Raw genomic sequence first — 14351 nt, forward strand, 5'->3', positions numbered from 1 at the left:
TTTCCCGGGAGCGTGATGGTGGAACGCATCAGCGCACCACCACCGTGAAAGATGGACCGTGGCGAGTCGTTCTCGGGCTGACGTGGTATTTCTGAACGGCTCGCCCCACAGGCGCCGGCTGTTGTTAGGTTGCGCCGCACCTCATTCCCAAGGAAGGAATCCCGTGCCCGCACCCACGCCGTTGCGAACGCTCTATCCCCCCATCGAGCCCTACCGCACCGGCTACTTGAAGGTCACCGGGGGCCACACCCTGTACTTCGAGGAGAGCGGCAACCCGGAGGGCAAGCCCGCGGTGTTCGTGCACGGCGGCCCGGGCGGCGGCACCGACCCGAAGCAGCGCCGCTTCTTCGACCCGGCCGTCTACCGCATCATCCTGTTTGATCAGCGCGGCTGTGGCCGCAGCACGCCGCACGCCAGCCTGGAGCAGAACACCACCTGGGACCTGGTGGCGGACATGGAGCGGCTGCGCGAGCACCTGGGCCTGGAGCGCTGGCTGCTCTTTGGCGGCTCGTGGGGCAGCACGCTGTCGCTCGCGTACGCGGAGGCGCATCCGGAGCGCGTCACGGAGCTGGTGCTGCGCGGCATCTTCCTGTTGCGCAAGCAGGAGATTGACTGGTTCTACCAGCGCGGCGCGGACGCGATGTTCCCGGACGCGTGGGAGCAGTTCCTCGCGCCCATCCCGGAGGAGGAGCGCGGTGACCTGCTCCACGCGTACCAGCGGCGGCTGATGGGCGACGACAAGCACTCGCAGCAGGAGGCCGCGAAGGCGTGGAGCGTATGGGAGGGCCGCACGAGCTGCCTGTACCCCAACCCGGAGCTCATCGCGCGCAACGCGGGGGACGCGTTCGCCATCGCCTTCGCGCGCATCGAGTGCCACTACTTCGTCAACAAGGGCTGGCTGCGCACCGACACCCAGCTGCTGGACGACGTGCAGCGCATCCGCCACATCCCCGCCGTCATCGTGCAGGGGCGCTACGACGTCGTCTGCCCGCCGGAGAGCGCGTGGGCCCTGCACCGCGCGTGGCCGGAGGCCCAGTTCGTGATGGTGCCGGACGCGGGCCACTCCGCCAACGAGCCCGGCAACACCTCCGCCCTGATTGAAGCCACGGACCGCTTCCGCGGCCTGTAGCCTCAAGAGAGCCTTTGGGCCGGGACGTCACATGTCCTGGCCTTCGGGCTCCGGGGCGTCCATCTCCCACTCGCACTTGCGCGCGCTCCATACGAGGTGCGCCGCGTGCTGGCCCGCCATGGAGACGTTGAAGCGCCTCCATGCATCCGGGCCCGGTTGATCCGCCGCGACCTCCACCAGCGACAGGTCGTCCGTGCTGCCCTGCTTCACCTGCGCCTGGAGCGCCAGGACGCGCTCCTTCGCCTGGGCCTGCTCCTCCAGCACGACAGCCCAGGGCGCTTCCGCTCCCAGGGCCCCCGTGGAGGACAGGACACAGCTCAGGACGGCGAGGACACTCCAGACAGGGCGGACAGAGCGCATGGGAGCGCACTCCACCCCATTCCCCGCTCAGCGGCGAGGGGTCAGTGACTTCGCCAGCTCCTCGTAGAGGTGGATGGCGGAGCGGATGGCCTTCTCCCAGTCACCCAGGTGCAGGCTCTCGTTTTCGGAGTGGGCGTACGTGTACGGATCCTCCACGCCGATGAGCAGCGCGGGCACGCCGCCCAGCTCCTTGGCGAACGGCTCCACGAACGGGATGGAGCCACCACACCCGATGGTCACGGGCTTCTTCGCGTAGCCCTTCTCCAGCGCTCGGAACGCCGCCTGGAAGGCCGGGTGCGACGAATCCGTGTACCACCAGCCGGACGCCTGGTCCTCGCGGATCTCCAGCTCCAGCCCCCACGGGCACACCTTCTTCAGGTGCTCCACCAGCCGGCGCTGCACGTCCTCCGGGTTCATGTCCGGCACCACGCGGATGCCCACGCGCGCCCACGCGGACTCCACGATGATGTTGCGCGCGTCCTTGCGGCTGCTGGCCTGGATGGCGTTGATGGCCAGGCTCGGCTGGCGCCAGTTCGTCTCCCACGGATGACGTCCGCCGCCCAGCAGCTGCACGCCCTCGCGGATGCCCGCCTGCTCGCGGAAGGTGGCCTCGTCACCGGGCAGCGCCTGGATGCTCTCGCGCTCGGAAGCCGTCAGCGGCTTCACCTGCTCCATCACGCCCTCGATGGCGATGGTGCCATCCGCGTTCGTCAGCGACGCCAGCATCCGGCACAGCGCCATCGCCGGATCCGGAATGGGCCCGCCCCACATGCCCGAGTGCACCGCCTGCTGAAGCCCCCGCACCTCCACGTCCACCGTCACCAGCCCGCGCAGCGCCGTGGTGATGGACGGCAGGCCCGTGTCGAAGTTCGTCGTGTCCGTCAACACGATGGCGTCCGCCGCCACCAACTTCGCGTGCTTCTGGAGAAATGCACCCAGGTGGTCACTGCCCGCCTCCTCCTCGCCCTCGATGATGACCTTCACGTTGAGTGGGAGTTGGCCGGTGCTCTTGAGCCACGCGTCCACGGCGGACGTGTGCACGACGATGCCGGCCTTGTCGTCCGCCGCGCCGCGGCCGTACAGGCGGCCATCGCGCTCCTGGGGCTCGAAGGGCGGGCTCTTCCACGCGGCCTCGTCTCCGGCGGGCTGCACGTCGTGGTGCGCGTAGAGGAGGAGCGTGGGGCGGCCTGGCGCCTTGAGCACCTCGCCGTAGACATACGGATGCGCGCCCTCGATTTCGAGCAACTGGACGTTTTCAAATCCACGGTCCTTCAGGAGGGCCGCGGTGGCCTCCGCGCTCTTGCGCACGAGGCCCGCGTCGAACCCGGGAAAGGACACACTGGGTATGCGTACGAGGGCCTTGAGGTCTTCCAGGTACGCGGCCTTGTGGGACTCGAAATGGGACAGCGCGGGGTCGGTGGACATGCCCACCCCTTAACCCAAAAGCCGAGCAGGCACGTGGGATGCGCGCGCCCAAACGTCGCGCGTCTTATGTATCCTGCCGCCCATGCCTGGACTACCTACCCTGCTGTTGGTGGATGACGACAGCTTCGTGCGTCGCATCCTCAAGGACGTCATCGCGGACACGGGGATCGACCTGCGGCTCTTGGAAGCGGCGGACGGGGAGGAAGGGCTGGCGCTGGCGCAGAAGGAGCAGCCGGCGGTGATGTTCCTGGACCTCTTCATGCCGAAGAAGAGCGGGCTGGAGGTGCTGGGCGCCATCAAGAGCGTTTCGCCGGACACGCGCGTGCTGGTCATCAGCAGCATGGACGCGGAGCCGGTGGTGGAGCAGGCCATCGCCGCGGGGGCGATGGGCTTCGTGGGCAAACCGTTCCATCCCCTGGAGATCGCCGCCGCCGTACGCCAGGCCCTGGCGTCCTGACTCCCCCGAGGTCCCCGTGTCGTCAAACGTTGTCGGTTACTGGGTGGGAGACTCGCTCGGCCGCGTGCTGGGCCCCCTCCAGCTGCAAGCCTTCCGCGACCTCATTTCGTCAGGTCGCCTGAAGACGGCCGTGCGCGCGTCGCGCGACGGAACGAACTGGATCGCGCTCCAGGACCTCCCGGAGGTGCGCGACCTGTTCACCACCGCGGCGCCCACGGCCTCCCTGGAGACGCAGCAGGCCGAGCGCCTGCGCAACCAGCTGCGGGGCCTGCTGCACCTGCCGCCGCACGAGGTGTTCGGGCTCAAGCCGAATGCGACGCTCGACGAGTTCCGGCTCGCCTTCTTCCGCATGGCGAAGCGCTTCTCGCCGGAGCACCTGGCGGCGGATCTGCATCCGGAGCTGCGCAAGGTCTCCGTCGAAATCTTCGACTTCCTCTCGAGGCGGATCCGCGAGGCGGAGACGCTCTTCCTCCAGGGCGCGATGCAGCCGCCCGCGCCCCCGCCGCCCCGGCTGGACATGACCGGTGCGCGGCCCGCCGCGCCGCTGCCCTTGAGTGGAACCGCAGTGCCCGCGCGTCCGCAGCCCGCGCGCCCGGTGGCCGCGTCCATTCAGCACACGCCTGTTCCGGGCTCCCTCACGCGTCCGCAGGCCGCGTCCATTCCGCCGACGCCCGTGCCGGGTTCGATGACGCGTCCGCAGGCCGCTGCCATTCCGCCGACGCCCGTCCCGGGTTCGATGACGCGTCCGGTGGCCGCGTCCATTCCGCCCACGCCTGCACCGGGCACGATGACGCGTCCGGTGCCACCGCCCGCGCCGGCCCGGCCTCCGCCGGTGATGACGCCCACGACGCGGCCGGTGACGCCACCACCTCCGGCTCCCGCGCCCGCGCCGCCGCCTCCCGCGCCCGTGCGGCGCCCCATCGCCGCCCCCGCGCCCTCGTACTCGAGCGCCGAGTTCGTGGGTCTGGAGCGCCGGTCGGACGACAGGCTCCACGCGGACGTGAAGGTGACGATGAAGAACACGGGCATCTTCACCGACCACCGCATCATCAACCTGTCGTCGGGCGGCCTGTTCATCGGCACGGACCGGCCGCTGCGGTTGGGCACGCAGGTGGAGTTGACGCTGCGCTTCGATGATCCGGAGCGGGTGATGACCCTGCGCAGCTCCGTCATCTGGGAGAACTCCCTGGACGACGGCAAGAACCCCCGCGGCTACGGGTTGCGCCTGAGCGCGCTGCGCGCGGAGGAACGGGACTTCATCCAGCAGTACGTCCGCCGCACCAAGAAGCCGTGACTGCTTCCCGGGCGGTTCGACTCGCCCGGGCCTAGAACAACTGGCCCAGGAAGACCCCGCCCATCGCCACGAAGGCCACCCACACGGCCATGACGGACTTCAACTCCAGGTCCCTGCGGTCCAACACGTTCGCGAAGTTCATGGTCTCTTCTCCAGTGCTCAACGCCTTCACCCCTTCCTACGGAGCACCCGCGCGGCGATTGCCTGGGGCCCCCCAGGCTCCGGAAGCCCCGGAGCCCGCGGCCAGGATCACCCGGTGGCCCCCGGCGAAGGTGCGGCGATGAGCGCGCCCGTTCCGCCGGGCTCGCTGGATGGCCTCCTGCCCGCGCTGCCGGTGCCCCTGTTCGTGATTCGAGGCGACCGGCTGGTGTTCACCAACGCCGCGATGCGCACGCTGCTGGGCCTTGGCGAGGACGAGCTGCCGTCGCTGATGGAGCTCGCCGCGCGCTTCGGCCCGGAGGAGCGCGCGTGGGTGGAGCCCATGGCCGAAGCGCTGGCGCGCGGCGAGCAGCCCCCGCCGGTACAGCCCGCGTGGGTGCGCGTGCGCGGCGCGGACGGACGCCAGCACCTGCTCTCCCCCATCACCGCGCCGGGCCGCGTGCCGGAGGAGCAGCTGGTGCTGCTGTTGGACGCGGAGGGCGGGGACGCGGTGCGGAAGCTGTCCACCGTGCTGGTGTCCACCGCGGCGGAGCTGCTGCGCTGCCGCGATGAGGCGCAGGTGCTGGAGCTGGCGGTGGACGCGGTGCACCGGCAGGGCTTCTACGTGTCCGTGATGTTGCTGGAGGGGGACTTCCTGCGCCACGGTCCCATGCGACAGGAGCCGGAGAGCCTGGCCGCCGCGGCGCGGCTGTACGGACAGGACGTGCACCAGGTGCGCTTCCCCCGCTCGGGGATGCCGCACCTGGCGGAGGTGCTCACGAGCCGCCGGTCGGTGTTCCATCCGGACGCGTTCAGCATGGCGCGGCGGCTGCACTCGCCGGAGGTGGCGGACAACATCCAGCGCGTCTATCCGCCGGGCTCGCGCGCGCTGGACGCGCCCATCTTCGTGGGGGACGAGCCCTTCGGCGTGCTGGCGGTGCAGTCCACCACGCTGACGCCCGCGAACGCGGGAGCGCTGGAGCTGTTCGCGCAGCTCATTGGAGGCGCGCTGGAGAACGTGCGCCACCACCGCGCGGCGGAGGCGCGGCTCGCGGAGGTGCACCGCCTGCAGAACGAGCTCATCGCCAGCGAGCGGCTGACGGTGCTGGGCGAAGCGGCGGGCGTGGTGGCCCACGAGGTGCGAAACCCCCTGGGCGCCATCCTCAACACGGTGGCGGTGCTCAAGCGCGAGCCCCGCCTTGGGCCCGCGGGTGCGTCCGCGGTGGAGATGCTGGAGGAGGAGGCCATCCGGCTGGAGGACATCGTGCGCGACCTGCTGGACACGGTGCGCCCGCTGGAACCCCGGCCGCGCCCCGTGTCGCTGGGGGAGCTGGTGCACCGGGCGCTCGCGCAGCTGCTCCACGGCCGCGAGGAGCTGCCCAAGCCGCGCGTGGCCTTCGACGAGGCGCCGGACGTGCCGGACCTGTCCGGCGACGAGACGCTGTTGCAGCTGGCCGTCACGCACCTGATGCGCAACGCCATCCAGGCCTCGCCGTCCGGGGGCACGGTGCGCGTGGCGGTGCGCCGCGTGACGGACGGCGTGTCGCTGGTCGTGGAGGACGAGGGCCCGGGCATCGCGGGCCTGGATCCGAAGCGCGTCTTCGAGCCCTTCTTCCTCACCCGAGCCAACGGCCGGGGGCTGGGCCTGGCCATCGTGCGGCGCGTGGTGCTCGCGCACGGGGGCAAGGTGCGCGCGGGCGCCAGGCCCGAGGGCGGCGCGCGCTTCGAGCTGGAGCTGCCGCTCTAGCGACACGCAGCAACAGCAGACCGCGCTTCGGCAGCATCAGTGCGGCCACCCGCTCACTTCGAGCGGGTACTGACGCTCCAGCTCAAGCGCCCGAGAGCAACAGCAGACAGCGCAGGCCGCCGTTCTTCACGTTGAGCGAGCGCGCGCCCTTGAGCCCCAGCGACGCCACCAGCTTCGGCTCCTCGGGGACGATGAGCGCCTTGCGCCACTCGCGGAACGCGCCGTTCATCGTCGCGCCCAGCGCGCGGTAGAGCTCCGGCAGGTCGTCCGCCTCGCCCACGCGCTTGCCGTAGGGCGGGTTGGCCACCACGAGCCCGGGGGCATCCGGTGGCGCCTTCAGCGTGCGCAGGTCGTGGCGCTCCAACGTCAGCGTCACACCCGCGCGCCTCGCGTTGCGCCGCGCCGTGCCCAGCGCTCCCGCGTTGAGATCAAACCCGCGCATGGGCGCGCGAGGCTCCGCCAGCGACCCGGCCTCCGCTTCCGCGCGCAGGCGTGCCCAGGCCTGCGAATCGAAGGAGGGGAAGGACTGGAACGCGAACGTGCGCAGCATGCCCGGCGCGCGGCGCTGGGACAGCCACGCGCCCTCCACCAGGAACGTGCCCGAGCCGCACATCGGATCCACCAGCGGCACGTCGCCCGCGTAGCCCGCGAGCCGCAGGATGCCCGCGGCCAGCGTCTCGCGCAGGGGCGCGCGCCCCACCTCCTGCCGGTAGCCGCGCTGGTACAGGGGCGCTCCGGACGTGTCCGCGCTCACCGTCCAGCGCTCTCCGTCTCCGCGCACCAGCAGCGTGAGCCCCGGCCCGCCGTCCTCGTCGTCCAGGTGGCCCGCGGCCGCGACCTCCTGGCCCCACGCCACGGAGGCGGACTCCAGCACCACGGCCGGGCCCGGGGCCACGGAGCGGTGCAGCGTCACCGACATCCGCAGCGGCACCTTCCCGTCCCAGACGTCCGCCAGGGGCAGCGCTTCCAGCCCCTGCACCAGCGCGTCCGCGGTGGGCGCGCTGAAGGTGCCCAGGCGCAGCAGCACGCGGCTCGCGGTGCGCAGGTGCAGGTTCGCCGTCTGGTGCAGGCCGGCCGGGCCCTCGCACTCGATGCCGCCCTCCGCGCGCCGGAAGGACAGCCCGCGCTCGCGAGCCTCCGCCTCCAGGGCGGGCTCCAGGCCCGGCAGCGTGGACACGTAGATGACTTCGCCCGTCCGGGCCCGCGCGTCCGTCACGCCGGCCTCGCCCGGGCAGTGGGGCCAGCGTCCTCGGCGGCCTGCTCCAGCGCGCGCTCCATCTGGTTCAAGTCATACGGCTTGGGCAGCAGCACCACGCGCTCCAGCGCCTTGCCGTCCTCGCCCGACACCGCGCGCGAGTCCCCGGACGCGATGATGATGCGCAACGCCGGATACCGCCGCACGGCCTCGCGCGCCAGCGTCACGCCGGACTTTCCCGGCAGCGTCACGTCCGTGAAGAGCAGATCGAACGGCTCCTTCGCCAGCAGCTCGCTCGCGGCCTCCGCGGTCTCCACCGCGTGCACGGTGTGCCCCAGGTCCGACATCAATTCGGACGCGGACTCGCGGATGTCCGCGTCGTCCTCCACCAGCAGGATGCGCAGCGTGCCCTTCGGCCGGGCCTCCGCGGGCGGGGGGGTGCGGTACTGCTTCGCCGTCAGCCGCTGCTCGCGTCCGCGCAGCAGCACGCGGATCTTCCGCGCCAGGTCCTCGCGCCGGTACGGCTTGGACAACAGGTTCACACCGGGGTCCAGCCGGCCGCCGTGCACGATGGCGTTCTCCGTGTAGCCGGACGTGAAGAGCACCTCCAGGTCCGGCAGGTGCGCCTTCGCCAGCCGCGCCAGCTCCGGGCTTCGCACCGGCCCCGGCATCACCACGTCCGTGAAGAGCAGGTCCACCGGCAGGCCGCTCTGGATGACCGCGAGCGCGCTCTGGCCGTCGTGTGCCTTGAGCACGCGGTAGCCCAGCTCCGTGAGCACCTCCACCACCGTGGCCCGCACCGCCGCGTCGTCCTCCACGACGAGGATGGTCTCCGTGCCGCCCTCCACCTGCCCGGTGCTGTTCTCCGCCGGCTGCACCGCCGCCTGGAAGGTGCGCGGCAGGTAGATCTTGATGGACGTGCCGTGGCCCAGCTCGCTGTAGATTTTGACGTGGCCGCCGGACTGCTTCACGAAGCCGTACACCATGCTCAGCCCCAGGCCCGTGCCCCGGCCCTCCGGCTTCGTGGTGAAGAACGGCTCGAACGCGCGCTGCATCACCTCCGGCGTCATGCCGGTGCCCGTGTCGGAGATGGCCAGGAGCACGTACTGCCCCGCCGACACCTCCGGGTGCAGCATCGCGTAGTGGTCATCCAGCATCGCGTTGCCGGCCTCGATGGTCAGCTTGCCCCGGCCGTCCATGGCGTCGCGCGCGTTGATGGCCAGGTTGAGGATGACGTTCTCCAGCTGGTTGCGGTCCACGGACGTGTTCCACAGCCCGCCCGCGATGACCGTCTCCACCTCCACGTCCTCGCCCAGCGCGCGGCGCAACAGGTCGTCCATGTCGCGCACCAGCCGGCCCAGGTTGAGCGCCGTGGGCGCCAGCGGCTGCCGGCGCGCGAACGCAAGCAGCTGCGAGGCCAGCCGCGCCCCGCGCTCCACCGCGCCCAGCGCCGTCTCCAGACGCCGCTGCGTGCGCGAGTCCCCCACCGCGTCGCGCTGGAGCAGCTGGAGATTCCCGCTCACCACCTGGAGCAGGTTGTTGAAGTCGTGCGCCACGCCGCCGGTGAGCTTGCCCACCGCCTCCATCTTCTGCGCCTGGAGCAGCGCGGCCTCCGCCTGGCGGCGCTCCGCCTCGCTCTCCTCCAGCGCCCGCGTGCGCTCGCGTACCAGCTCCTCCAGGTGGTCGCGGTGGCGCGACAGTTCGTCCTCGGCGCGCTTCTGCGCCGTCATGTCGTGGCCCTGGACGAAGATGCCGGACACGCTGCCATCCAGCTCCACGATGGGCTGGTAGACGAAGTCCAGGAAGACGTCCACGAGCGGCGCCCCGGGCTCACGCTGAAGCTGCAGGGCCATGTTGTGCGCGACGAAGGGCTCGCCGCTCTTGAACACCCGGTCCAGCAGGCCGATGAAGCCCTGTTCGGCCACCTCCGGCAGCGCTTCGCGGACGGACTTGCCCAGCAGGTCCCGGTTGCCCACGAGCGTGAGGTAGGAACGGTTGGCCAGCTCGAAGACGTGCTCCGGCCCCTTCAGTGCGCACATGAAGCCCGGGGCCTGTTCGAACAGGCGGCGCAGGTGCCGGCGCTCGTCATCCAGCACCCGGTTGGCGTCCTGCACCGCCTGGGCGCGCGCCAGCACCCCGCCCATCAGCTGCGTCCGGGGCACGCCCTCCTCCAGCGACGTCTCCACCTCGCGCACGGCCTGCTTGAGCAGCTGCAGCTCCGTCACGTCCATCGTGTGCTGGAGGATGAAGGCCACCTCGCCCCGCGCGTCGAAGAGGGGCGTGTGCGTGGCGCTCCAGTAGCGCTCCCCCAGCACGATGCCCGCGCTCGTCTGGCGGGGCACCCGGTAGGGAATGAGCGCCAGGGTGTCCGGCGCCCGCTCCGCCAGCACCCGCTGGAACGACTCCCGCAGCATCCGGGTGCTGGGATGGGCCGGGTCATCCGGGTCGTGCGGAAACGCCTCGAAGGGAGTGCGCCCGACCAGGTCCTCCAGCCGGCTGGCGGTCACCTGCAGGTAGGCGGGGTTCGCCGTCACGTACCGCAGCTCCCGATCCAGGAGCATGTAGGGATTGGGCGACAGCTCGAAGAGCTTCTGGAAGTCGAAGGGTGCCTGCATCCATTCACGGGGGTGGTCCAGCAGCCCCCCCGCCTTTCCTGTGGGCCGCCGCGATACGCGGAAAGGGGTTCGGGTCCAGTGTACGGACATCCCCTCCATTGCACCGGCCAAAAGGCCTTGGCCCCCTGTCTTCCCGGGCGCCAGCCCTCCCCAGGGGCGGCCTTCTGGACACCACTCAACATCCGCCTCCGCACCCCACCCCTTGGACCCGCCATGTCCGTCATGGCTGTAAGACTGAGCGGGTCTTTCGGACCTCTCAATTACCATGATATGAGAGTATTACCGCCAAGGCGGTGTAATCCCACATGAACCGGGGTGTGCGGCAGGGGGTCGCCTTGGGATGCAGGGGGGAAGGAAACGACCTCCCGGCCTTCCGCCAGAGCACTCGCGCCCGGCAGGAGGTCTGTCCCCAGATGCTCGCCGTTCCAGAACCGTTGTCGGTGGATGACTCGGAAGCGGTCACCTCCCGAGCGTTTGAGCGCCGTGCGTTGACGGCGTCGGTGAGGCAGCTGTCGGTGGTGACCAACGCGCGCGGCCTGTGGGCGGTGGCGCGTCAATGGCTCATCATCGCGCTGTCGGTGGCGTTCGTGGTTCAGGTGGACCGGTGGTGGGCGTGGGTGCTGGCCGCGGTGGTCATCTCCTCGCGGCAGCACGCGCTCTTGAGCCTGGTGCATGAAGCCTCGCACCACCACCTGCTCACGAACCGCAAGCTCAACGACCTGGTGTCGGACCTGCTGTGCGCGTTCCCCATGAACATCACCACGGAGGGCTACCGCAAGGAGCACGTGGAGCACCACCGCTACGTCAACACGGAGAAGGACCCGTACTGGCGCACGGCGCAGCGCGACCGTGCGTGGATCTTCCCGCGCACGCGCAGGAGCGCGGCGCTGGTGCTGCTGGGGGACATGGTGGGCTTCTTCTCCCTCTCCCACCTGCGCATCGTCGTTCCCTGGTCCTATACGGGCCGCTCCATGGGCAAGGGGGGCCCGCCCATCTCCCGCGCGGAGCATGTCCGCTACGCGCTGTGGCTGGCCGGCTTCATCACCTTCCTCACGCTCACGGGCGGCTGGCTGCACTACCTCCTGCTGTGGTCCATCCCGTCGCTGACGCTGATGATGATGGCGTTCCGCATCCGCGCGCTGGTGGAGCACCCCTTCACCCCCGCCACCCCGGATGAGACGCACGAGACGCGGGACGTGGAGGGGGCCACCTGGCTCGAGCGCTTCTTCATCGCGCCCTTCAACGCCAGCTATCACCTCTCCCATCACCTCTTCCCGTCCGTGCCCTACTACCACCTGCCCGCGCTGCATCAGCGGCTCAAGCAGACGGACCTCTTCCGCCCCGGGGAGAACCATTTCCAGACGTACCTGGGCGGTGACAAGAGCGCGTGGAGCTTCCTCACGTCCGCGAGCAACCAGGACATCCCGCATCCATTGCCCGTGAAGGATTGAAGCCAGCCGTGTAGCAGCGTGGCTGTCTTTCCCCTGGAGGCGCCCCCGTGGCGCCTCCAGGCGTTTAAAGCGCCCGCCAGCCCAGGCCGTCACCAGGCGCGTTTCCCTCTGGAAACAGACGCCCGCCGTGCCGCTGACACAGCGGCCTGGCGTCCTCGTGACGTACCGAAATACCCCACCCCATGCCTTGAACGCAGACGCTCAATCGCGGTGTTTCTCCGCCTGCGATTCGCCAGGTCCCCCCTCCCCCGCTCGCCAATTCCGGCGCGCGACAGGGCGACCGGGGACTCCTGCCACGCGCCGCGGGCAGGGGATGCCGTAGCCCCGGACCCGCCCCTTCCACCTGGCCGCAGGAGCGAACTTGAGAAGGCAGCTCATTGGGTTCCTCGTGGCGTTGGGCGCGATGCACACCGGCTGCGGTGGCGCGCCGGACTTCACGTCCACCGCGGGCGACGACGACTCGCTGGGAATGTCCGGGGACGCGCTCGCGAGCGCGACCACGATGTATGACGACGCGCTCGGCTCGGGCTGGCAGGACTGGTCCTGGGCGACGCACAGCCTCACCGCGACGAAGCCCGTCTACGCGGGCACCCGTTCCATCTCCGCGACGTTCGGCCCCTGGAAGGGCCTGTACTTCCACCACGCGGGCGTGCCCACCACGGGTTATGGCTTCGTGGAGCTGCAGGTGAACCCCGGCGCGACGGCGAACCCCGCCATCGCGCTCTACGCGAGCGTGGGCGGCGTGGCGAAGCCTCCCGTGGCGCTCAACCCCACCTGCGCGGGCGGCACCCTCAAGGCCAACGCGTGGACGCTGTGCCGCATGCCGCTGTCCACGCTGGGCGCGGCCAACGCCACCCTGGATGGCCTGGTGGTGATGGAGAACGCGGGCCGCACGCTGCCTGTCATGTACTTCGACAACGTGCGCCTGGCGGCGAGCACCACCGCCCCGTCCGCGCCCACGGCCCTGAAGGCCACGGGCTCCGCGACGGACGTGGCCCTCACCTGGGGCACGGTGACGGGCGCCACGGGCTACCACGTCTACCGCGCCACGTCGCAGACGGGCACGTACACGCGGCTGACCTCCTCCGCGCTCAGCGCCGCGTCCTACAAGGACACCAGCGCGGCCGTGAACACGACGTACTGGTACGCCGTCACCGCGCTCAACGCGGCCGGTGAGAGCGCGAAGTCCACGGCGGTGTCCGGCAAGCGGACCTCCACCACGGGCGTGAGCGTCAGCGTCACCCCCGCGAGCGTGACGCTGTCCCGGGGCGGAGTGCAGACCTTCAACGCGCTGGTGACGGGCAGCACCAACACGGCCGTCACCTGGAGCGTGCAGGAAGGCTCCACCGGCGGCACCATCACCACCAGCGGCACGTACACCGCGCCCCAGACGGCGGGCACCTATCACGTCGTCGCCACGAGCAAGGCGGACACGACGAAGAAGGCCACGGCGGACGTGGTGGTGACGGGCCCGGCGGGAACCACCAACAAGTGGGTGTCCGGCTACTACACGGGCTGGAACGCGGATGAGTACCCGCCGGAGAAGGTGGACTTCAGCGCGATGACGCACATCATCGTGGGCCGCGTGACGCCGAACACGGACGGCACGGTGGACGCCATCTTCGACAACTCGAACGGCTCCGCCATGGCGAAGACGCTCTCCACGCGCGCGCACGCCGCGGGGCGCAAGGCCATCATCATGGTGGGCGGCGCGGGCGAGCACGCCAACTGGGTGGGCGCGGCCACTTCCGCCAACCGCGAGAAGTTCGCCCAGAACCTGCTCAAGGTGATGGACGACCACGGCTATGACGGGCTCGACATCGACTGGGAGCCGGTGGAGGAGGCGGACAAGCCCAACCTGCTCGCGCTGGTGCAGCGGCTGCGGCAGCTGCGGCCCAACATGCTGCTGACGTTCCCCATCGGGTGGATCAACAACAACTTCGCCTCGGACGCGTCGCTCAAGTGGTACCCGCAGCTGGCCCAGTACCTGGACCAGGTGAACGTCATGTCCTACGAGATGATTGGCGTCTGGGACGGCTGGGATTCGTGGTTCACGTCCGCGCTCAAGGGCGAGTCCGGCCCCCACCCGACGTCCGTCGAGTCCAGCCTCAAGGCCTGGGTGGCCGCGGGCATCCCCAAGGAGAAGCTGGGCATGGGCATCCCGTTCTACGGCCTCGCGTGGCGCAACATCACCGGCCCGCGCCAGCCCTTCACCCACTGGTCCGACTACGTGGGCGGGGACAACTCCTTCACGTACAAGAAGATTCTGGCGCTCTCCAAGACGGGCACGCTCCGGTGGGACGCGACGGCGCAGGCCAACTACGTCACGTTCAACACGCCGGTGGAGGACGGCACGGTGCGCTGGATTACGTACGACGGTCCGGAGGCCATCCAGGCCAAGGGCCAGTACGCCAAGGCGAACGGCTACGGCGGCACCATCATCTGGACCATCAACCAGGGCTGCACGGACCCCGCCACGGGCGCGAACCCGCTGCTCACCGAAGTGAAGAAGGCGTTCCTCCAGTAACCGGGACGGCTTG

10 protein-coding genes are annotated in these 14351 nt (G+C 70.4%); 6 read left to right on the top strand and 4 right to left on the bottom strand.

What is annotated here, in order from left to right; genetic code table 11:
• Positions 1-163 precede the first annotated feature (163 nt).
• Positions 164-1129: a prolyl aminopeptidase gene (gene pip, locus D7X96_RS11845; RefSeq protein WP_120552502.1), complete on the top strand. Its 966-nt coding sequence runs from the start codon at positions 164-166 to the stop codon at positions 1127-1129.
• A 27-nt stretch (positions 1130-1156) separates the two neighbouring features.
• On the opposite strand, the gene D7X96_RS11850 is transcribed toward pip, so the two are convergent.
• Together D7X96_RS11850 and D7X96_RS11855 are read right to left on the bottom strand one after the other, a co-directional pair.
• On the bottom strand, positions 1157-1489 hold the full coding sequence (locus D7X96_RS11850) for a hypothetical protein (RefSeq protein ID WP_147468286.1): 333 nt from the start codon (positions 1487-1489) through the stop codon (positions 1157-1159).
• Positions 1490-1516: 27 nt separating this feature from the next.
• Positions 1517-2914 carry a M20/M25/M40 family metallo-hydrolase gene (locus tag D7X96_RS11855; RefSeq protein WP_199746961.1) on the bottom strand — a complete coding sequence of 466 codons (1398 nt, stop codon included), beginning with the start codon at positions 2912-2914 and terminating at the stop codon, positions 1517-1519.
• Between the two features lie 82 nt (positions 2915-2996).
• Between D7X96_RS11855 and D7X96_RS11860 the strand changes: the two genes are divergently transcribed.
• The 3 genes from D7X96_RS11860 (at position 2997) to D7X96_RS11870 (ending at position 6550) form a co-directional block, all read left to right on the top strand.
• A complete protein-coding gene (locus D7X96_RS11860) occupies positions 2997-3371 on the top strand; it encodes a response regulator (RefSeq protein ID WP_120552505.1) in 375 nt (124 codons plus the stop codon).
• Positions 3372-3387: 16 nt separating this feature from the next.
• Positions 3388-4665 (top strand): TIGR02266 family protein, encoded by a 1278-nt coding sequence (locus D7X96_RS11865; RefSeq protein WP_121769744.1) that lies wholly within the window; start codon positions 3388-3390, stop codon positions 4663-4665.
• 280 nt (positions 4666-4945) lie between these two features.
• Positions 4946-6550, top strand: coding sequence for a sensor histidine kinase (locus D7X96_RS11870; protein ID WP_121723105.1), 1605 nt, complete (start codon positions 4946-4948; stop codon positions 6548-6550).
• Between the two features lie 82 nt (positions 6551-6632).
• Here the strand turns inward: D7X96_RS11870 and D7X96_RS11875 are convergent, their stop codons facing one another.
• Positions 6633-7766, bottom strand: a complete 1134-nt coding sequence (locus D7X96_RS11875) for a THUMP domain-containing class I SAM-dependent RNA methyltransferase (RefSeq protein WP_121723104.1) — start codon at positions 7764-7766, stop codon at positions 6633-6635.
• Entirely contained in the window at positions 7763-10360 is a 2598-nt protein-coding gene (locus tag D7X96_RS11880) for a response regulator (RefSeq protein WP_121723103.1), read from the bottom strand. Before D7X96_RS11880 ends, D7X96_RS11875 begins: the two co-directional genes overlap by 4 nt.
• Before the next feature lie 413 nt (positions 10361-10773).
• On the opposite strand from D7X96_RS11880, the gene D7X96_RS11885 reads away from it, so the two are divergent.
• Positions 10774-11811, top strand: coding sequence for a fatty acid desaturase family protein (locus tag D7X96_RS11885; protein ID WP_244219548.1), 1038 nt, complete (start codon positions 10774-10776; stop codon positions 11809-11811).
• A gap of 361 nt (positions 11812-12172) precedes the next feature.
• A complete protein-coding gene (locus D7X96_RS11890; protein WP_120551012.1) occupies positions 12173-14338 on the top strand; it encodes a glycosyl hydrolase family 18 protein in 2166 nt (721 codons plus the stop codon).
• Positions 14339-14351 lie beyond the last annotated feature (13 nt).

This window comes from Corallococcus interemptor, from assembly GCF_003668875.1.
Classification (GTDB): Bacteria; Myxococcota; Myxococcia; order Myxococcales; family Myxococcaceae; genus Corallococcus; species Corallococcus interemptor.

Excerpts from the sequence above, each read along its gene's own strand:
- D7X96_RS11880 (WP_121723103.1), bottom strand. The coding sequence starts at position 10,360 with ATGCAGGCACCCTTCGACTTCCAGAAGCTCTTCGAGCTGTCGCCCAAT.
- D7X96_RS11885 (WP_244219548.1), top strand. The coding sequence starts at position 10,774 with ATGCTCGCCGTTCCAGAACCGTTGTCGGTGGATGACTCGGAAGCGGTC.
- D7X96_RS11860 (WP_120552505.1), top strand. The coding sequence starts at position 2,997 with ATGCCTGGACTACCTACCCTGCTGTTGGTGGATGACGACAGCTTCGTG.
- D7X96_RS11870 (WP_121723105.1), top strand. The coding sequence starts at position 4,946 with ATGAGCGCGCCCGTTCCGCCGGGCTCGCTGGATGGCCTCCTGCCCGCG.
- D7X96_RS11850 (WP_147468286.1), bottom strand. The coding sequence starts at position 1,489 with ATGCGCTCTGTCCGCCCTGTCTGGAGTGTCCTCGCCGTCCTGAGCTGT.
- D7X96_RS11855 (WP_199746961.1), bottom strand. The coding sequence starts at position 2,914 with ATGTCCACCGACCCCGCGCTGTCCCATTTCGAGTCCCACAAGGCCGCG.